The organism is Wandonia sp. (assembly GCF_984588085.1).
The window spans coordinates 9,672-31,552 of sequence record NZ_CFIGVI010000034.1; the positions used below are offsets into that span (position 1 = coordinate 9,672).

12 protein-coding genes and 1 pseudogene are annotated in these 21,881 nt (G+C 41.6%); 7 read left to right on the forward strand and 6 right to left on the reverse strand.

The genetic code is table 11. From position 1 onward, the window contains the following. A pseudogene (locus AC4PL9_RS11660) lies at nucleotides 1-365 on the reverse strand (kynureninase); the annotation flags it as partial. Between the two features lie 270 nt (nucleotides 366-635). Between AC4PL9_RS11660 and AC4PL9_RS11665 the strand changes: the two are divergent. From AC4PL9_RS11665 to AC4PL9_RS11680, 4 genes are read left to right on the forward strand one after another with little or no spacing between them, the layout of a single operon-like run. Beyond that, nucleotides 636-1,787 carry a DUF4856 domain-containing protein gene (locus AC4PL9_RS11665; RefSeq protein WP_491604925.1) on the forward strand — a complete coding sequence of 384 codons (1,152 nt, stop codon included), beginning with the start codon at nucleotides 636-638 and terminating at the stop codon, nucleotides 1,785-1,787. Between the two features lie 14 nt (nucleotides 1,788-1,801). Then, entirely contained in the window at nucleotides 1,802-2,863 is a 1,062-nt protein-coding gene (locus AC4PL9_RS11670) for an imelysin family protein (RefSeq protein WP_491604926.1), read from the forward strand. After that, nucleotides 2,850-4,238: an HTTM domain-containing protein gene (locus AC4PL9_RS11675; RefSeq protein WP_491604927.1), complete on the forward strand. Its 1,389-nt coding sequence runs from the start codon at nucleotides 2,850-2,852 to the stop codon at nucleotides 4,236-4,238. Before AC4PL9_RS11670 ends, AC4PL9_RS11675 begins: the two co-directional genes overlap by 14 nt. Beyond that, complete coding sequence (locus AC4PL9_RS11680; RefSeq protein ID WP_491604928.1) at nucleotides 4,235-6,670, forward strand: TonB-dependent receptor family protein; 2,436 nt, start codon at nucleotides 4,235-4,237, stop codon at nucleotides 6,668-6,670. Before AC4PL9_RS11675 ends, AC4PL9_RS11680 begins: the two co-directional genes overlap by 4 nt. Here AC4PL9_RS11680 and AC4PL9_RS11685 read toward each other — a convergent pair whose 3' ends face one another. Next, nucleotides 6,671-7,972: a cryptochrome/photolyase family protein gene (locus AC4PL9_RS11685; protein ID WP_491604929.1), complete on the reverse strand. Its 1,302-nt coding sequence runs from the start codon at nucleotides 7,970-7,972 to the stop codon at nucleotides 6,671-6,673. A 421-nt stretch (nucleotides 7,973-8,393) separates the two neighbouring features. On the opposite strand from AC4PL9_RS11685, the gene AC4PL9_RS11690 reads away from it, so the two are divergent. After that, complete coding sequence (locus tag AC4PL9_RS11690; RefSeq protein WP_491604930.1) at nucleotides 8,394-12,647, forward strand: PKD domain-containing protein; 4,254 nt, start codon at nucleotides 8,394-8,396, stop codon at nucleotides 12,645-12,647. Nucleotides 12,648-12,703: 56 nt separating this feature from the next. Then, nucleotides 12,704-14,296 carry a T9SS type A sorting domain-containing protein gene (locus AC4PL9_RS11695; RefSeq protein WP_491604931.1) on the forward strand — a complete coding sequence of 531 codons (1,593 nt, stop codon included), beginning with the start codon at nucleotides 12,704-12,706 and terminating at the stop codon, nucleotides 14,294-14,296. Nucleotides 14,297-14,335: 39 nt separating this feature from the next. Here AC4PL9_RS11695 and leuS read toward each other — a convergent pair whose 3' ends face one another. Next, a complete protein-coding gene (gene leuS, locus AC4PL9_RS11700) occupies nucleotides 14,336-17,107 on the reverse strand; it encodes a leucine--tRNA ligase (protein ID WP_491604932.1) in 2,772 nt (923 codons plus the stop codon). Between the two features lie 31 nt (nucleotides 17,108-17,138). On the opposite strand from leuS, the gene AC4PL9_RS11705 reads away from it, so the two are divergent. Further along, nucleotides 17,139-18,758, forward strand: coding sequence for a hypothetical protein (locus tag AC4PL9_RS11705; protein WP_491604933.1), 1,620 nt, complete (start codon nucleotides 17,139-17,141; stop codon nucleotides 18,756-18,758). A gap of 63 nt (nucleotides 18,759-18,821) precedes the next feature. Here AC4PL9_RS11705 and dnaK read toward each other — a convergent pair whose 3' ends face one another. From dnaK to AC4PL9_RS11720, 3 genes are all read right to left on the reverse strand, one after another. Further along, nucleotides 18,822-20,723, reverse strand: coding sequence for a molecular chaperone DnaK (gene dnaK / locus AC4PL9_RS11710; RefSeq protein ID WP_491604934.1), 1,902 nt, complete (start codon nucleotides 20,721-20,723; stop codon nucleotides 18,822-18,824). Between the two features lie 200 nt (nucleotides 20,724-20,923). Next, nucleotides 20,924-21,178 carry a hypothetical protein gene (locus tag AC4PL9_RS11715; protein WP_491604935.1) on the reverse strand — a complete coding sequence of 85 codons (255 nt, stop codon included), beginning with the start codon at nucleotides 21,176-21,178 and terminating at the stop codon, nucleotides 20,924-20,926. Between the two features lie 6 nt (nucleotides 21,179-21,184). After that, nucleotides 21,185-21,745 (reverse strand): RNA polymerase sigma factor, encoded by a 561-nt coding sequence (locus AC4PL9_RS11720; RefSeq protein ID WP_491604936.1) that lies wholly within the window; start codon nucleotides 21,743-21,745, stop codon nucleotides 21,185-21,187. Between the last annotated feature and the right edge of the window lie 136 nt (nucleotides 21,746-21,881).

Genomic DNA, 21,881 nt, shown 5'->3' on the forward strand with positions numbered 1-21,881 from the left:
TTTCCTTTCGGTTGGTAAAAAGAAACCATCAACAGGTGCAAATTCGTAGTCAACGAATGTGTCACTACTACCTCAGTTGGTTTTGCCCCTACAACTCGCGCTGTTTTTTCGGTCAGAAACTCGTGATAGGCAAACCAGGGACGGTCTGCGTTAAAATGTCCTTCCACCCCCCATTTCGCCCAATCATCAAGTTCTCGCTGGATATAACTCCCAACCCGTGTAGGCTGTAATCCCAACGAATTCCCTGTAAAATAGACTACTCTTTCTTTATGAAAATCCGGGATTAAAAACTCTCTTCTGTATTTGCGTAACGGATCTTTTTCATCCAACTCGACTGCAAACTCTTTCGTATTCTTAAATTCCATAGCGGAAATATGTTTTGACAAAAATGTGAATGTCGTAAAATTAAGCAGAACCGACAAAAAGGAATGATAATATCCAAAATATTTACGGTTTCAAACGAAAATGACTCCATTTTTAAAACCTTGCTCTCACCATCTAAACAGTTCCTTATATCAGAAGACCTGTAATTCCTTCAATCAAAATATCTTTATTTAGAATAATTAAAAATACCACTTTTATGGTATTGCCCTATGTTTGATCCTGCGGTAGTTTTGCACAAAAAATCGTTCTTGATGAAAAAACAACATATTCTAGTAACTGCAGGAATTATCAGCTTGGCATTAATGGGCTGTAAAAAAGAGGGTTGTACAGACCCCGGAGCGCTGAACTTCGACAGTGAAGCAAAAAAAGATAACGGAAGTTGTGCCTACTATTCAGAAGAGGAATACGATGTACCAACAACCTACTCTTTCACCGATGCCAATGGAAATTCTACCGTGAATTACAGCGGGCAGGCAGACCGTCTTCAGCAACTTAAAGAAATGGTAGTCATGATGAAAACAGGTACTACTACCGCTTTGGATGCACAGGCATTAAAAGATATGTTTGCAAATACAGGAGATAATGGAGCCGGGAACTTCTCTTTCTCCTCAACAAAACAATTGAAAGACAAGTGCTTCAATCTTGATCAGCAGATGTTCGAAAACTGGATGGATTCTATCGCTAAAGCCAGTTTGAGTTTTTCTATGACGGCTGCTGACGGACAGGCAGGTACACTTACTTCAGCGGATGGGAAAACCTATCTTTTTGATGACAAAGGATACGAACATGTTCAATTAATAGAAAAAGGACTTATGGGTGGTGTGTTTATGTACCAGGCACTCAATGTCTATTTCAGTGATGCAAAAATGGATGTTGATAACACAACTCCTGTTGATCCTGCTGCCGGTAAATATTACACAACAATGGAACATCATTTTGATGAAGCATTCGGATACTTTGGTGTAGAACCTAGCTTCCCGATGCTTATTCCTGACAGCTTCTGGGGAAAATACTGTAATTCTCAGAACGGTACATTGAATTCAAATGCAGATATGATGAATAACTTCCTCCGTGGACGTGCAGCGATCTCAGCAGATGTACTTGAAGATAGAGATGCTGCTATTATCGCCATCCGCAAAGAATGGGAGGACATCTCTGCTAATCAGGCCATCAAGTACTTGAATGATGCCATTTCTGCTTTTGGAACAGACAATGCAAAATTCCTTCACGTACTTTCAGAAGCTTATGCTTTCACATGGAATCTTCGTTATGCTCCGATTGAAACAAGAAGATTGTCTGCTGCAGAACATGCTGCTATTATGCTATTCTTCAAAGACAACCTTTGGGATATGTCTGTGTCAGATATCAACTCCATTAAAGGAGCGTTGGATTCTAAATATTAAAAACTATACTAACAATGCGTTATCTCACTATAGTCGCATTCGTCACTTTGGCATTTGTCAGTTGCAAGAAGGAGGAAGATGATTCCTCCTCTGCTGCTTTTGATAAGGGGGCGATGTTAACCAATATCGCTGATAATACGATCCTGCCAGCTTTGGCAGATTATCAGGCAAAAGTAACTGAGCTTAAATCTGCTTTTGATGCATTTGAGACAGATGCTTCTTCAGCTAACTTTGACCTGCTCAGAGAAAAATGGCAGGCTGCCTATCTTGCCTATCAGACCGTAAAAATGTATGATTTTGGTCCATTCAGAAATTACGGGTACAAAGGAGCTACGGGAACATTCCCTACAGACACCGCAGTAGTTGAATCCAATATTTCCTCAGGAACCTATAATCTCGCTTCTGCCGGAAATACCGTTGCAATTGGTTTTTCTGCGTTGGATTATCTTTTGTACAATCCGGATGCTTTCACACGATTAAGTGAGACCGGCTATAAAACGTACACAAAAGATGTTATTTACAAATTGTCTGACGAAACAACGGCTGTTGTTTCTGCCTGGAGCAGTTACCGATCCACTTTTGTGAGTTCAACAGGAACAGAAACGACTTCTTCGTTTTCAGAGTTGGTCAACGAATTTAACCGGGATTATGAGTTGGCCAAAACCGCGAAACTCGGTATCCCGATCGGAATTCAAAGTTTTGGAATCCAATTGCCGGAATATATTGAAGCTCCTTACAGTGGAATCTCACTGGATCTGCTTCGCGCAAATATTGCTTCCATACATCGTTTGTACAAGGGTAAATCACATAACGGATCCTCCAACGGAAGCGGATTCGATGATTACCTGATTCATCTCGAAAAGTCTGCGTTGAACACAACAATTAACAACACTTTTGATCAGATTATTACAAAAATCGATACGTTTCAGGGAACGTTAGAAGAAGAGATGCAAAGTAATCCTTCTGAATTGGAAGCTCTTTATAATCTGATTCAAAGTCAGGTTGTGAACCTCAAAACCGATATGACTTCCTCCTTTGGTGTGTTGATTACGTATCAGGATAATGACGGAGATTAGCAGTAAATGGACTAATTATTTTGCTTTTGACAAGCAAGTTTCTATAACCCCATTGATTATTTACAGGATAATCTTTGGGGTTCTCATGTTATTTGGGGTCAGTCGTTTCCTCTTCAAAGGTTGGGTACAGCAACTTTACATAGATCCTCAGTTTTATTTCGGATACCTGGGGTTCGAATGGGTTAAACCATTACCCGGAAACTGGATGTATCTCCCTTTCATTCTGATGTTGCTTGCTGCTATCGGTATTAGTATTGGTTATTTGTACCGCTATAGTGCTTTTGTTTTTTTTCTTTGTTTTACGTATGTCGAGTTACTTGACAAGTCCAATTACCTGAATCATTATTATTTTGTCAGTCTGATGAGTTTCCTTATGGTGCTCGTTCCTGCAAACGCAAAATTTTCAGTGGATGCATTTCGGAATCCTTCAATACGAAGAGACACAACCTCGCAATGGCACATTGGAATTCTGAAATTCCAGTTAGCTGTTGTTTATATTTTTGCAGGGATAGCCAAACTTAACTCCGACTGGTTATTTCATGCGGAACCTCTGCGAACATGGCTGCAAGCACACCATACAATTCCTTTTTTCGGGCCATTTCTACAGATGAAGGAAACAGCCTATCTGTTCAGTTGGTTCGGTTGTTTGTATGACTTATTTATTGTATTTTTTCTCCTTACGGCAAAAACCAGAAGGTTTGCTTACTTATTTGTCGTCGGGTTTCATTTGATTACCTGGTATCTGTTTCCGATTGGTGTATTTCCCTGGGTAATGATCTTCTCAACACTTATTTTCTTTTCGAATGAGTTTCATGAAAAAGTGCTGACTTTTCTAAAAAGGATGCTGCGTATCACGCAACAGAAAAAAGTTCCTGACGAAAAGCCCTCCGGACAAACAAACCCACTTGTCCTGACTTTCCTTGTGATCTATATCGCAGCACAGATTACCCTTCCTTTCCGTTATACGCTCTATCCGGGAAATCTTTTCTGGAATGAGGAAGGATTCCGTTTTTCATGGCGCGTAATGCTTATGCACAAAGAAGGGTACGCCACTTTTTATATCAAAGATAAAGCGACAGGTAGAACAGCTCAAATTGACAACACGCACTACCTCACACAGACACAAATTGACCAAATGTCCACACAACCGGATATGATTCTTCAATATGCCCGATTTTTAAAGGTAAAATATGACGGGAAGACTTTTTCTTTCGGAGAAAAAGAAATTACGATTACTGATCCTTCCGTGCATGCTGAAGTATATGTAAGTCTTAACGGACGACCTTCTCAACTTTTCATTGATCGGAAACATGATCTGACAACATTACCCTACAATTTGAGTCACCGAAACTGGATAGAACCATTCACACCATGATCAGATATATACTCTTCATACTTTCGCTCCTTGCTCTATTTTTCCCTGTCCATTCACAGATAAAAGGAATTGTTGTGGATCAATCCCACACCCCCCTCCCCTATGTAGCGGTGAAAAATATATCATCATCAGTAAACCGGCTCTCTAAAATAGACGGGAAATTTGAGATCCCTGTACAGGTTGGCGACACTCTACTGCTATACAGTTCTGGATTTGATAGCTTATTCTTCCTTGTTACTAAAGAGCATATCGGTACCAAATCCCCGGTTGAAATTTTGCTTATTGAAAAATACAGGGAAATAGCAGAAGTTCAGGTTATGCATAAACGCATGGCCGATTTTGATGTCGGGTATCTCCCTCCCATCAAAGGTGTACAGATTTATACAGGTACGAATGCTGTCATTGAACTCAACAACCTGAGTGGCGCAAAATCGACAGGAAATCCGCGCGAATTATTTGCCAAAATACCGGGATTAAACATCTGGGAAAATGACGGTGCAGGTATCCAGATGGGAATCGGTGGAAGAGGACTTAGCCCAAACCGAACAGCTAATTTTAATACCCGCCAAAACGGATACGACATTAGTGCCGACGCCCTTGGATATCCGGAAAGCTATTATACCCCACCAATTGAAGCGCTTCAGGCAATAGAAATAATCCGTGGTTCTGCCTCATTACAATTCGGAACCCAGTTCGGAGGACTTCTTAACTTTCTGATCAAAGATGCGCCTGCACATACTCCTTTTGAGTTTACTACGCGTAATACAATTGGAACGTATGGTTATTTCGGAACCTTTAATCGTGTAGCAGGAACTGTAAAACGCTGGAGTTATCAGGTTTACCATCAATTCAAGCGAGGCGACGGATACAGGGATAACAGTAAGTTCAATCAACACCAGGCATTTGGGCAATTAGGCTATCGCATTTCCGAAAAGATGCAAATCAAACTGGAATATACCCATATGAATTATCTTGCCAAACAAGCAGGCGGGCTTTCCGATGTTCAGTTTGCAGAAGATCCCAGACAAAGTTTCAGGGACAGGAACTGGTTTCGGGTAAACTGGAACCTTCTGGCTCTTCATTATGATTATGATATTACTAAAAACGCTCATTTTAACTTCCGGGCTTTTGGTATGCTGTCTTCACGAGAAACAGTAGGTTTTTTAGGTAAGATTACACAGGCAGATCAGGGAGGAAACCGGGAAATGCTCCAGGGACATTTTAAAAATGGCGGAATGGAAGCACGATTTCTCCAAAAATATTCGCTTAGTAAAGATAAATCAGACCCTAAATTCCGCGGAGGATTATTAATCGGGGCAAGGTATTATCAGGGAAACACAACTGCTAATCAAGGAACGGCAACCGGAGGAGACGGAGCTGAATTTCGTTACATCAATCCGGATGATCTTGAAAATTCATCGTTTGAATACCCTTCCAGAAATTTCGCTGCTTTTCTCGAAAATATTTTCTTCCTGGGGAAAAAGTTTACGTTAAATGCCGGAATTCGTTTCGAGCACATCAGTAGTGGTTCTTCCGGTTATTTCAAACAATATGTTATCCACCCGCTGAATGCTGATACTCTTGATATTTTCACATTACGCGACTCGAATAGTGTCGTTCGAAATGTTCCGCTTTTTGGGCTAGGCGCTTCTTACAAAGTGAATAAAAGCACTTCACTGTATCTGAATTTCACCCAAAACTACCGAGCTATCAATTTTACAGATATACGTGTCAATAATCCTAACATTGTCATTGACCCACTGATCAAAGACGAGTATGGCTATACCGGGGAAATAGGTTTCAGGGGATTAATCAAAGATTATTTTATCTACGATCTGGCCGGGTTCTATATTTTTTATGGCGATAAAATCGGACTTGCCCCTAAAGCGGGCACCTTGTACAAGGAACGAACAAACATCGGAAACGCACGAAATATGGGTGTTGAAGCATTTGCTGAAGCAGACTTTTTTAAAGCATTTATGAAGGACACCAAACACGGGTTATCGCTTTTTATTAATGCTTCATATATTCATTCGCGTTACATCACTTCTAAAGAACCTAATTATATTGACAAGCAGGTAGAGTATGTAAGTCCCGTTATTATTCGATCCGGATTGAAATACGGCTACAATGGTTTTACTGTCCAGGTACAGGGTAGCTACAATGCAAAACAATTTACTGATGCCTCCAACGCTGTAGTTCCTTCAGGAGATGCTGTGATCGGAGAAGTCCCTGCTTATTATGTAATGGATTTCTCGGCTCGTTACACTTTCAAAAATTCATTTCAGATTGAAGCTGGTGTCAACAACTTCACCAATCAGACGTATTTCACAAGACGTGCTACCGGTTATCCCGGACCGGGTATACTTCCCTCAGATGGGATCAATGCTTATGTTACTCTCCAGTACAAGTTTACTGCCCGAAGAAAGTAATCAGTTATTCAAGGCTTGTTTATAACGTTCAATGGCTCGTTCCCTTGCTACTTTATGCTCAACAATAGGTTTCGGATAGGTGTGTGAACCAAATTCTTTCACCCACTTCCGAACATATATTCGATCCGGGTCAAATTTTTCCAACTGCAGCGTCGGATTAAACACCCGGAAATAGGGTGCCGCATCACACCCGCAGGAAGCAGCCCATTGCCATCCCCCAACGTTAGCCGCCAGATCAAAATCCAGTAGCTTTTCTGCAAAATACCGCTCTCCCCAACGCCAGTCAATTAACAAATGTTTGGTCAAAAAGCTGGCCGTTACCATCCGGACACGGTTGTGCATATAACCGGTTTCATTTAACTCTCGCATTCCTGCATCAACAAGTGGATATCCGGTTTTCCCCGCACACCAGGCGGCAAATAGTTTTTCATCATTCTCCCATTCAATTCTGTCATATCGGGGCTTAAAGGCCTCAGAAACAGTTTGCGGAAAATGAAATAAAATCATTTGGTAAAAATCTCGCCAAATCAATTCATTCAGAAAAGATTCGCTTATTGCTTGTGCTTGTGCTACTAACTTTCGAATGCTGATAGTCCCAAACCTGAGATGAACAGACAAACGACTCGTTCCCTTAACAGAAGGGATATCCCGGGTTTCGTGGTATTTTTCTAAAATAGCATCTTCAACACGATTAGCAGGGAATTCTACAGTTGGGTTTTCTTCAAATCCTAATTCGCTAAGTTCGGGTATTTCCGTTTTCTTCCCCCCTGCGTATAAATTATTCAGATGCTTTTCAACAGGATATGACTTTATATAAAATGGATTCAGTTTGGATTTCCATTTTCTGGAATACGGTGTAAAAACAGTGTAAGGAAGTCCATCCTCTTTAAGAACCTCATCTTTTTCAAAAATTACATGATCTTTTGCTCCGACAAACGCTACTCCCTGCTCTTTCAATAATTCATAAATCGCCTTATCCCTTTCCAGAGCATACGGTTCATAATCCCGGTTCGTATATACCGTGCTCACTTTCTCCAAAGTCAGAATTTCCCGGAACACATCTTTTGGACTTCCAAAATACACCCACAGATCTGCTCCTAAGCGTTTGTATTCTTCTTTCAATTCCTTTACATAGTCATAAATAAATTGAACCCGTGAATCCTTTTTGGGAAGTTTCTCCAGAATAGTTTTGTCAAAAATAAAAAGGGGTTGTACAGGCTCACTTCCTTTTAGAGCCTTAAACAGCCCTGCATTATCAGAAAGACGTAAATCTCTCCTGTGCCAAAAAATACTTACTTCCATCTGCTATTCACCTCTTTTTTAACACTGAACACATATATGATTCAATTGTTTAACACATCCACCAAAAAGCAGTTCTTTTTATTGAAAAAACAATTCTGTTAAATTTCAAATCACCATTCCTGAAATCCGTGTAAAATACCGATAATCAGATATATTAAGCTTTTTTTAGCAACCAAATTAAGTCTATATTCGTCACCATGATGTACTGACACGAAAGATACTATGAAAGGCCGAATACTACTAATAAATTCAGTTTTAGCTGTCTTTATTCTCCGTTTTTCACTTACGTGTAACTATAGGGCTATGTCAAACTACGTCAGGTGAAATTGAGGAATTGATTTTCTTCTATTCTGATCGACACACAATAACCTTCACCTATTTTTTCGACAGCCTCAAATGCAATTATAAAAAATTGGTTGTTATGAAACTTAAACTATTACTACTTGTACTATTTACGTATGTCTTTTCATACAAATACACTTATTCCTGTGACGGGATGTCCGTCTCCGTGCTTTCCAACACGTATTTAGGGAATGGAGTCTACGAAGTAACCATTGAGTATTGCGAATGGGTCTCTAACGGTGGGTCTTCCGCAGTTACAGGTATCATTATTCAAACGAACGGAGCGAATATACTAGGCACTTCTACTCCTTCATTCACAAGTAATGCCACAGGTACCGTTATCAATTATTCACTTGTCAATTCCAACACTGCGGAATGGGGAAGCTGGGACAATAATCCGGCAGTCACACCTTTTCTCCGCGTTGGTGATCCTACCCAATGTGTAACCATAGTTTTACAAACTGATGCAGAAGTAACATCGATTTCAATAGCAGGTTCTTCCTCATCTTCTAATGACGGTTCAGGATATAGCACCTGGATGGGAAGATACACCTGTAATACTACTACTTCTGCACCAGCAGTAGTATGCTCTTCAGCGTGGAGTGCTCCCATACTTTGTGAGGGGGACAATACTCCTATAGACCTGAACAATTATACCAGTGCAAATGGTGTTTTTTCCGGATCGGGAATAGACCCTGCAACAGGAATTTTCAATCCTGCAACGGCAACATTTCCCGCATCTGTAACACTAAATGTTGGAGATGCACAGTTCAATTGCCAAACAACCCATGTCATAAATCCGGTTTCATTAAACCTGCAGGATTTCCCGGATCAAACGATCTGTCAGGGAGAGTCTGTTCAACTTGATGTTACTGCAACCGGAGGTGTCAGCAATTGTAATTACACGCTTGTATTAAATGATTCCGGATCAGATGGCTGGACCGGAGGAGCATCTGTAGACCTGTTGGTCAATGGAAATGTACAGGGGAATTATACAATCTCGGGCTCTGCCAGTTCAGCATCATTTACAATTCCTGTTTCTACAAATGACGTAATCACGTTTTCTTATAATTCCGGTGCAAATAATAATCAAAACACCATCAACCTGAACAATACTTCCGGAAATAATGTGTATTCTCAATCCAACCCTTCCGGGGGCACTTTACCGGGTAGTGTAACTGTCGTCTGTTTGGATCCGGACAATACTTATTCCTGGACGCCTTCTACAGGTCTTTCCAATACGACGTCTCCTATTCCGATAGCCTCTCCCACCACCACAACAACCTACAATGTAACCGTCACAAATCCGGCTTCGGGCTGTCAGTCATCGGAATCAATAACCGTTACCGTCAATACACCTCAACCACCCGTGTTTGATCCTTTCCCTGATATTTGTCAGAACGACCCCCAACCTACACTACCTGCAACATCAAACAATGGAATCAACGGAAGTTGGTCTCCTTCCTCTATAGATACAAGCACACCGGGTACTTACACATTAACTTTCACACCTGATAATACGAACAGTTGCCCTTCCGATCCTATTACACAAACCTTAACGGTTCTTTCAGCAAACGATCCTCTATGTGCACCACCATGTAATGCAACCGCAGGAAATGACGGACCTTATTGTCAGGGAGCCACCATTAATTTAAGTGGATCAGGTGGAGGCACTTACTCATGGACAGGACCTAACGGCTTTAGTTCTTCCCAGCAGAACCCTACTCTTCCAAATGCTACCCCGACAATGTCAGGAACCTATACGCTCACGATTGACGACAACGGATGTATTGCTGTTTCTACTACCACTGTTACGGTAAATCCATCTCCCTCTGTTAATGGTGGAGCAGACCAGACAATTTGCAATGGGACAAGTGTAACATTAACTGCTTCAGGGAATGCTGCTTCATATGTATGGAATAACGGAATCTCTAACGGTGTGGCTTTCACTCCGACTTCGACCGCTACCTATACCGTTACCGGAACCTCGTCTGCCGGCTGTACAAATACAGATCAGGTAACGGTGACAGTTAATCCTCTTCCGAATGTATCGGCAGGGAATGACTTCACAGTTTGTACCAGCTCAACCATTACTCTCTCCGGTTCCGGGGCAAGTGGTTATACATGGAATAATGGTGTAACGGATGGTGTACCCTTTATCATCAACGGCACAACCACCTACGAAGTAACCGGAACAGATGCTTTTGGTTGTCAAAACACAGATAATATTACAGTAACTGTTAATACCAATGCACCTATTAATGCAGGTACAGATCTTGCTATCTGTGAAGGAGCGTCTACCACGCTGGTAGCTTCGGGAGGAGTATCTTACACCTGGGACAATAATCTGGGAACAGGAGCGTCTCATACAATTAGTCCAACGGCAACCACTACATATACTGTATCCGGAACTGACGCTAATGGCTGTACAGGGACGGATCAGGTAACGATTACTGTTCACCCTAATCCGATTACAACGATAACGGGTGATAATGAATACTGTCAGGGATTTACAGCACAAATTGACGCCGGATCCGGATTTGCAAACTATCTGTGGTCAAATGGAGCTACAACACAAACTACACCGGTGACAACTGCAGATAATCCAATATCTGTTACAGTTTATACTACTGAAGGATGTAGTTATCAGACTCCGGATTATACCGTCAGTGAAGTTCCGCAAATTCAAACTTCTCAAACTCTCAGTATATGTCAGGGAGCCTCCGCTATGATTCATGGGAATCAGGAAACAGCAGCCGGAGTTTATCCACAGGTATTCACCTCTGCCAATGGATGCGACTCTACCTCAACCATCACCCTTATTGTTAACCCTCTGCCAAATGTACAGGCCGGAACGGATCAAACAGTTTGCGCCGGAACCAGCATTACATTAAACGGTACAGGGGCTACCAGTTATGTATGGGACAACTCTGTTACTGACGGAGTATCCTTTACTCCCGGTATCGGAACGACTACCTATACAGTTACCGGAACTGACAACAACGGATGTCAGAACACGGATAACCTGACGGTAACCGCGCATCCTTTACCCACAGCAACAATCTCCGGAACAGCTTCCGTATGTATTAATGCGACATCCCCTGTCGTGACCTTTACGGGAGCGGGCGGAACAGCTCCCTATACGTTCACCTATAACATCGACGGAGGAGCTTCCCAAACGATTACAACTCCATCGGGAAGTAATTCCATCACGATTCAGGTTCCAACTGGTGTTCCTGGCGTGTTCACGTATAATTTAGAAAACGTTGAAGATGCTTCTGTATCTTCCTGTTCACAACTTCAATCCAACTCTGTATCGATCACTGTCCACGATCAACCAACCGTATTTGCCGGAAATGATATTTCCGTTTGTGAAGGGGAAACAGTGATACTATCTGCTTCCGGTGCGACATCCTATAGTTGGGACAATGGTGTGAATAACGGGGTTTCCTTTACTCCCAACCAAACGACCACCTATACGGTAACAGGTACCTCCCAAACAGGCTGTAGTAACACAGATCAGGTAACCGTAACAGTTAATGCGATTCCGGATGTTCAATTCTCCGGAGATGTACTGGCAGGATGTTCACCTGTAACGACTGTATTCAGTAATCTTTCTACCGGAAACGGAGCCAATTGTGTTTGGAATTTCGGAAATGGTCAAACAGCCAGTGGTTGCGGCAGTGTTTCATCAGTTTATAACGGAATAGGATGCTACGATGTTTCTCTTACCGTTACCAGTTCAGCGGGTTGTACTGCTACAAGCTCCGTAGCAGACTATATCTGTGTCGAACCGGATCCGATTGCTGAATTCTCCGCCGATCCGGATCATTTATCTACCATCAATCTGACATCGCAGATGGTAAATACCTCTTATGGTGCCGACTCGTATGTCTGGGACTTCGGAGATGGTTCCGGAACTTCTACTGATTTTTCTCCTTCGCATACTTTCCCGGACGAGACAGGAACCTATACCATTACTTTGACGGTATTCTCCGATATTGGATGTTCTGATGTTACAGAGCAGACTATTACAATGAAAGAAGAACTTCTTTTTTATGTTCCGAATACCTTCACTCCAGACAATGACGACTACAATGAAGTTTTCAAACCTATTTTCACATCAGGATACGATCCGTTCAATTATCACTTAACCATATTTAACCGATGGGGAGAAATTCTTTTCGAATCGTATGATGCAGAGTTTGGATGGGACGGAACTTATGGAGGTACTATTGTTCAGGACGGAACCTATATCTGGAAAATTACCGTCAAAAAGAGTTATGTAGATGACCGGGAAGAATTTATGGGCCATATAAACCTGATACGATGATCGTCACGCACCGTTTTTTATTTTTCCGGGTTCTGTCTTTACTCGTCTTCTGGTTTATGAGTTTTTCCTTCAGCGCTCAGGAATGGAACAACGTGATTACGGGAGCTTCTAATGGCATGACCGAAGGAACTGCCATTGATTACACATCGGGAGGAGCAATATGCTTCACAGGAAATTTCAGGAATGATTTTTCTATCGGATCTTCTCATCTACCGGGTCACAATTTCTATAACGGTATGATAGGAAAGTGTTCTCCGGATGGAACGATAACCTGGACAGAAAGTATAACCTCTACAAGGGATATTTCCATGAAGGCTGCACGAGTAAGCGATCAGTTTCTTTTAGTTGCAGGTGAATTCAGCGATTCTCTTTTCATACGGAATGATACACTTGTGAATGCTTTTCAGAAGGGAATCTTTCTTTCTCTTTTTGATACTTCCGGAAATTATTTTGCTTCCATTGCTCCAGTGGTTGAAAGTGCCAGTATTTTTGATGTGCTTTTCTCCGAAGATAAACAGATTTATGTTACAGGACAGTTTTACAGGTCTTTTGAACTGGACGGATTTGAGCTTGACTCACCCGCCGATTTTAATATGTTTACGTTTAAGTATGATTTAAATACGCAAACTACCGAATGGCTCATAGCAAGCGACGGATACGGAACTTCGGGGAATGGTATTGATCTGGACGAAGACAACAATGTGTATATCATTGGTAGTTACGGGGACAACACATCTATTCTGGGTAATCCTCTGGATAACAATAACTCCAACCACAATTTTTATATTTTGAAAACCGATTCAAACGGTAACTTTCAATGGGTCAAAACGATCCGGGGAGAAGGTCAGGTACACGGAACTGCCATAACAGTAGCAAAAAACGGGACTTCCTATTTTACCGGAGATTTTCAGTTATCGGTAGACTCATTAGCCGGATCTGTTATTACAGCCGAAGGATTTTCCAGTGCTTTGGTGGGTAAACTGGACCAGGATGGAGAACTGGTCTGGCTGGAAGCCATCGGAGGGACAGGAGAAGACAAAGGAGTCAGTGTACTCCTTGATTCGCTGGAAGCCCCAGTATTTCTTATTAACAGTGGAGAAAATCCTTACATTGGAAGCATACCGGTAGTCCTGAATGGTTTTGTTGAGCCGCTGCTCGTTAAATTACACCCGGATAACGGTGAATTAGTCTGGCAGCAAACTATTTCTGCGCAATCTCCTTCGGGAACTGTGAATCCACTTGGAATGACCTGCTTCGATGGAAGCATTGCCATAATTGGCCGAAACAGGACAGGACTTGTATTCGAGAATACACTATATGAAGCTCCTTATCTACGGGATTTTTTCATTGCCACGGTACAAGACACTACTTTTCTTCCTGTTTCAACAGCTTCTCTTCCCGATCAACAGGAAAATCAGTTTACGGTGTTTCCAAATCCTTCTTCTGCTTCTTTTCACGTAGCAGGAGCGAATAAACTAAAACAAGTTGAAGTTTACACAACAAGTGGCACGTTGGTTCAACGCATCTCCACACCAGACAATAGTCTCCCCTTTTCATTTGGAGAAACACTGCATCCGGGAAGTTATATCTTTCGCATGACAGATACAGAAGGGTATCTATATACAGTAATAGGAGTAAAAATTCAATAAAAGCAACTGCTCTCTTTTTAGAACAGTTGCTTTTATCAATTACATAACAATATTTACAATTCTTCCGGGCACAACAATTACCTTTTTAGGTTGATTTCCTTCCAGGTATTTTTGTGCCTGTTCTGAGGCCAGTACCGTTTTTTCGACATCCTCTTTTCCCATATCAGTCGGCAAAGCTATTTTAAAGCGCATTTTGCCATTAAAGGAAACCGGGTAATCAAATGAATTCTCCACCAAAAACTCTTCTTTGAACTCCGGCCATTGTGCATACGCTATCGAGGTAGTATTCCCTAGTTTTTTCCATAATTCTTCTGCAATATGCGGTCCAAAAGGTGCTAATAAAACCAGTAAATCACCCAAAACAGCTTTGTTATTACATTTCTGATCCGTCAATTCATTCACTGCTATCATAAATGCTGAAACCGGTGTGTTAAACGAATAACGTTCAAGGTCTTCGGTAACTTTCTTAATTGTTTTATGCAGTGTTTTTAATGCTTCCGGTTGTGGCTGCTGATCAACCACTTCCAACTCTCCCTGTCCGTTATGAAACAAACGCCACAACTTTCGCAAAAAGTTGTGAACCCCGTTAATTCCTTTTGTATCCCAGGGTTTTGCCTGTTCCAGTGGTCCCAGGAACATTTCGTACATACGCAATGTATCCGCACCGAATTTTTCTACCAACTCATCCGGAGTTTGGACATTGAATTTCGACTTGGACATTTTTTCAACTTCGTGACCGCAAACATAGGTTCCATCCTCTTCGAGGATAAATTCAGCATTTGCATAATCAGGACGGGATTTCTTAAATGCTTCAATATCCAAACGGTCATTGTCTACCAAATTAATATCGACGTGTAGCGCAATCGTATCAAAATCATCCTTTTTTGAAACAGAAACAAACTTTCCTGTTTCTTTATCCCTGTAGACAAAACTACTTCTCCCTAAAATCATCCCTTGATTGATCAGCTTTTTAAAAGGCTCATCAAAAGAGATGTATCCCATATCGTATAAGAATTTTGTCCAGAAACGAGCATACAATAAGTGTCCGGTAGCGTGTTCCGAACCTCCGATATACAAGTCTACATTTTGCCAGTAGTCCGCTTTTTCTTTTGCGACAAATTCTCCGTCATTCTTCGAATCCATATACCGCAGGAAATACCAGCTCGATCCTGCCCATCCCGGCATGGTGTTAAATTCCATTCGCTCTCCTTCAAAGACATTCCAGTCTTCCCGTTTTGCACGTGCAAGAGGTGGCTCACCGTCCTCAGTTGGTAAATACGCATCTACTTTCGGCAATTCAACCGGAAGCTGATTATCCTCTACCATATACGGCACATCGTCTTTATAGTATACCGGGAATGGTTCTCCCCAGAATCGCTGGCGGGAAAATACAGCATCTCTCAATCGGTAATTCGTTTTTCCTTTACCAATTCCTTGTTTCTCGATCTCCTCAATAGCTTTTGCCATCGCTGCTTTCACGTCCAGTCCGGAAAGAAAATCAGAATTCGCAATCACACCTTCTTTTTCAGTATACGCAGCTTCCGAAATATCAATATCACTGAAAATATTCTTAATCGGAATACCAAAATGATTGGCAAAATCCCAGTCGCGCTGATCCCCGCATGGAACTGCCATTACAGCACCAGTTCCGTATGAAGCCAACACATAATCTCCTATCCAGATCGCTACTTTTTCTCCTGTAAAAGGATGTTTTGCGTATCCTCCGGTGAATTGCCCTGTGATATTTTTTACATCCGATTGACGATCCCGTTCTGTCTTCAGTGATGCTGCTTTTTTATAGGCTTCTACTTCTTCCTTGTACTCATCAGTTGTCAGGCTGTCCACCAAAGGATGTTCCGGAGCCAGAACAAGGAAAGAAACACCAAAAATAGTGTCAGGACGTGTCGTGAACACTTCGATGGCAGAATCAGCATCCGAGACCTGAAATTTAACCGAACACCCTACTGACTTTCCGATCCAGTTTCGTTGCTGTTCCTTGATCGAATCCGACCAGTCTATCCCTTCTAACCCTGTCAGCAATCGCTCTGCATACGCCTTGATCCGCATGGACCATTGACGCATGAGCTTTTGCTCTACCGGATGACTGCCTCGCTCTGAAAGTCCGTTTATAACTTCATCGTTGGCAAGTACAGTCCCCAAAGCCGGGCACCAGTTTACCCATGAATCAGCTAAATAAGTCAACCGATAATTCATCAGGATAGCCCGCTGCTCTTTTTCCGAAAAGCCCTTCCACTCCGAAGCAGAAAAAGTTATTTCGCAATCATGCACCGCATTTACAGTTTCATTTCCTTCTTGAGCAAATCGCTCTTCCAGCACTGAAATCCGTTCGGCTTTATCCGAATCGTTATTATACCAGCAATCAAATAATTGCTTAAAAATCCATTGTGTCCATCTGTAATACTCCGGATTGGATGTTCTTACTTCTCTGTCCCAGTCAAACGAAAAACCGATTTGGTCCAACTGCTGACGATACCGTGTCACATTTTCTTCCGTAGTAATAGCCGGATGTTGTCCGGTCTGAATCGCATATTGCTCAGCCGGAAGCCCGAATGAATCATACCCCATCGGATGCAATACGTTGAAACCCTTATGTCGTTTATAGCGCGCATAAATATCCGATGCAATATATCCCAGCGGATGTCCTACATGTAGTCCTGCTCCTGAAGGGTAAGGAAACATATCGAGCACATAATACTTTGGCTTATCAGAATTATCCTCTGCTCTGAATGTTTTGTTCTCTGCCCAGTATTTTCTCCAATCTGATTCAATCTCTCTGAAATTATATTCCATCGGTAACGTGTTGTTTTTAACGTAAAAAATAATGGGAACAAAGATAAGTGATTTTTTACAGCTGTATCGGGATATGTTGAAGTCATCATCGAATGGACAACTTTTCTTTGTTGAGACTCTTCTTTTTCTTTTTGAATTCAATACATTCGTAATCAAACACTGTGAACTATTGAAAACTTCCGTAAAACGCCTTCTGCTGTTTTTAGCTTTGCTTACACTGATTATTGCTTACCGGATTTATGTGTTGATGCAATTCGGCTTTGAATATACCGATCAGGATCAGGCTGTCTTATGGGAAGGGGTTCGGGATTTTTCGTCAGGGATTTTTCACGAAACCAGATACTACGGGCAAGGGTACAACACCATGTTGGAAGCACTTTTAGCTACTCCATTGTATCTCGCTGGTGTCCCGGTTTATCAGGCATTACCAATCGTCACTACTCTGTTAGCTTTGCTTCCGTTTATTATTCCCGCATCGCTGGCCTGTTTTCGCAAACAACAACCTACAGGATACCTGATTTTATTGTTAGCCCTGGCCTTTCCGGCAGATTATGATTTAATCACCACTCTTTCCAGGGGTTTTATTACCGGTATTGCCCTCGCTTCGGTTTCGTTTATCTGGATGGATAAAAAAACACCCGTTGCTTATTATCTCTTTGCTCTTTTCATTGTTTTAGGATTCACTGTTAACCCGAATTCAATTATTCTTTCCGGACCACTTGCCTTATACTTCTGGTTAAAGAACAGCAAACAGATCCAATTGTATTTTTACGGGTCTGCCGGACTACTAACCGGCTGGCTGATTCACTCTCTGCTAAATTCTTTCTATACCCGACATCCGAATTATGAATTACACAGACCTTCAGGAGAGTTTGCATGGTCTTATTTCACAGATGGCATCGCACATTTCGATCTCTTTTTTGACGGCTTGATTCCTTTGTATCTCCATTGGAGTTGGCTGGCATTACTCCTGCCTGTGTTTTTCGCTATTTACTTCTTCCGGATAGGAAAAAGAGTCGAAGGTTATACGTGTATCATTATTCCGTTTGTTCTTCTGCTTCCTCTTTTCAATTCAAGGCTGCACAATGCTTCGGATACAATATTCTATTCGTATTCCCGGATGTTTCTTGCTTTTCCTGTACTTTTGGCGACCCTGTTGTATTTTTTACCCTTCAAAAAAATCAACCCGCTTTTCTACCTTCCTTTTTTGGGTGTTTTCGTGTTTAAGTTAACCGTCTTCCAGGAAAATCTTGATAAACGCCTGAACGAAAGCACCTATATTCTTGTACGTCCCGTTGAGGATGTTCTCAAAAAATGTCAGGACTTAAAAAAACTAGCTGAAAAACACCATGCAAAACTTATTCTTATCACTGACTTCGGCTATATTCTCCACAATTATGCCTGTGCAGCCTGTACGGATAACTTTCCCAATACATTATACCCCACATTTGAACGCAGAACCTGGCGTTTGATCGATGACAAAGATAGAGTATACCCATCTGTTCTCATTATTGATTCCGAACGGAAACTAGAAGAGCATGAAGGGCTGTTGCGACTGGAGGAAGATCCCCGATTTTTTCTTATTCCTCATAACTCAACTCCCACCTATGACCTAATGATTGAACTGGATATTTACCCCCGGGGTTTCTAAGGTTAGACTCAACAAAAAGGGAGACTTTAAAAGCCTCCCTCTTCTGCATCTTTGCTATTCTTCTTACTTTTTATCTTCCACCTCTTCGAAGTCTACATCTGTTACTTCATCTGATGCACTTCCTGCATCTTCAGCGTTAGCAGCAGCTCCTTCTTCCTGAGATTGTGCAGCGTTATACATATCCTGAGAAGCAGCCTGGAAAGCTGTATTTAATGCTTCCATCGCAGGCTTGATCTCTTCAAGATTTTTGCCTTCGTATGCTTTTTTCAATTCTGCCAAAGCAGTATCGATAGCTCCCTTCTTATCTGCAGGAATTTTATCACCGTACTCTTTCAGTTGTTTCTCGGTCTGGAAAATCAACGAATCTGCCTGGTTCAATGTATCCACCTCTTCTTTACGCTTTTTGTCTGCTTCCGCATTTGCTTCCGCATCGCGTTTCATTCGCTGGATTTCTTCTTCTGTCAATCCGGAAGAAGCCTCAATCTTGATCGACTGTTCTTTTCCTGTTCCTTTATCTTTGGCCGAGATATTCATAATTCCGTTCGCATCAATATCAAAAGTTACTTCGATTTGAGGAACTCCTCTTGGTGCCGGTGGAATATCAGTCAACTGGAAGCGTCCTAATGATTTATTATCCGCTGCCATTGATCTTTCTCCCTGCAAAACATGAATATCTACCGAAGGCTGATTATCCGAAGCCGTTGAAAATACTTCCGATTTTTTCGTCGGAATGGTTGTATTTGCCTCAATCAATTTAGTAAATACACCTCCCATAGTTTCAATTCCTAATGAAAGTGGTGTTACATCCAAAAGAAGTACATCTTTTACCTCTCCTGTCAATACACCTCCCTGAATGGCAGCACCAATCGCAACAACCTCATCCGGGTTTACACCTTTTGAAGGAGCTTTTCCGAAGAATTTCTGTACGGCTTCCTGAATGGCAGGAATACGTGTCGATCCTCCGACTAAAATTACCTCATCAATATCTCCAATCGAAAGACCGGCATTTTTCAATGCTGATTTACACGGTTCTATGGTACGCTCTACAATTGAAGCAATCAGTTGCTCAAACTTAGCACGTGTCAATGTACGAACAAGGTGCTTTGGAACTCCGTCAACCGGCATAATGTACGGAAGATTGATTTCAGAAGATGTTGTTGAAGAAAGCTCAATTTTTGCTTTTTCCGCTGCTTCTTTCAATCGCTGAAGTGCCATTGGGTCTTTTCTAAGATCCAACCCTTCGTCTTTTTGGAACTCTTCAGCCAACCAGTTGATAATCGCATCATCCACGTCATCTCCTCCAAGGTGAGTATCACCATCTGTAGAAAGCACTTCAAATACTCCGTCACCTAACTCAAGAATAGAGACGTCATGTGTACCTCCACCAAAGTCAAATACTACAATCTTCTGGTCAATTCCTTTTTTATCCAAACCGTACGCCAAAGCCGCTGCTGTTGGCTCGTTAATGATACGCTTCACTGCAAGCCCCGCAATCTCTCCGGCTTCTTTCGTAGCCTGACGTTGCGCATCGTTAAAGTATGCAGGAACTGTAATTACAGCTTCTGAAACTTCCTGACCTAAATAGTCTTCAGCTGTTTTCTTCATTTTTTGAAGAATCATTGCTGATATTTCCTGAGGTGTATAAAGGCGATCATCAATTTTCACACGTGGTGTATTATTATCTCCTTTTACAACCTGATAAGGTACACGCGTTACTTCCGATCCTAAATTATCAAAAGTAGTCCCCATAAAGCGCTTGATCGAATAGATCGTTTTCTGAGGATTTGTAATGGCCTGACGTTTTGCAGGGTCTCCTACTTTACGCTCACCACCTTCCACGAAAGCAACAACCGACGGCGTAGTACGACGACCTTCTGCGTTCGTGATTACAACCGGCTCATTCCCTTCCATCACGGACACACATGAGTTGGTTGTTCCTAAGTCAATTCCAATTATCTTTCCCATAACTCAATTAATTTCATTTCAATTTAAACACATTTCTCTTTGGACAAGGATTGTGCCACCCGGGGTAAACTCCGGTTTACTGACAGGTATTCAGTAATACTCTGAATAAAACCTGTCGAAATGGCAGCTTTAGTGCTGTACAACTATGTTTTTATGACAATTTTAGGGGAAGAAAACGATCTGTAGATACAAATGAAACACTACTCTACTACTTTTTCTATTAAGCGAGGCACTTCTTTTTCACTTTCTCTTGATTCCATAAAAACCAAAAAGAGGATTAGAAGAATAAGAAAAATAAGTAAAAATAATTTCGGGTCTTTATAGAGCGGCTTCCGGGGTCGTTTTGTCAACCGGTCATATTCATGAGAAAGACGTGAAAAATCCTTATTCCGTTTTATTTGTTCGGAAGTTGGCTCCACTTTCTTTTTTGTTCTATCGACTTTTATCTCTCTCATTACTTTTTATTTCTCCTGTTGCATTTTTTCAATAATACGGTAGATCCGCATCTTTGCATTAGCCTCAGTAATATTGTAAATATCGGCAATTTCACGAAAAGAAAGTTCTTGAAAAAACCGTAGTTCAATCAGATCCAGTTGTTCCGGCTTCAGACGATTGAGCTTTTGTACTAACATCTCCTGGTGGTCCACTCCTTTCTCATCACATTCCATTTCTTCCATCAATGTGATGATGTACTTTTCCTCAACCTCCACCGTAAAATTCCTGCTATTCTTCCGAAAATACATATTTACCTCATTCTGTGCGATACGGTATAACCAGGTTGAAAAAGGGAATCCCCGATCCTCGTATCTCCCTATTGCTCCCATCGCTTTAATAAATACCTGCTGCGTAATATCAGATGCATTTTCTTCATCACCTCCCAGACGCTTAAATACAAACCGAAACATTTGCTCAAAGTATTTTTCGTAGAGTAACCCAAAGCTCTTATGGTTCTGCTGAGCCATCCTTATCATCTGCGCATCCGTCAGTTCTCCCTGTTTATATTTTTTCCGTTTAAAAAGCACCCGGTCCTTTTGGTTTTGATTTGTACAAAGTAAATGTAACGTTTATGAAAAGTAACAGAAATAGGTTAACTATTTTTTGCTTCTGATGGCAACCTGAATATCTAAACGCACAAAATAACCGCTACATTTACAGAAA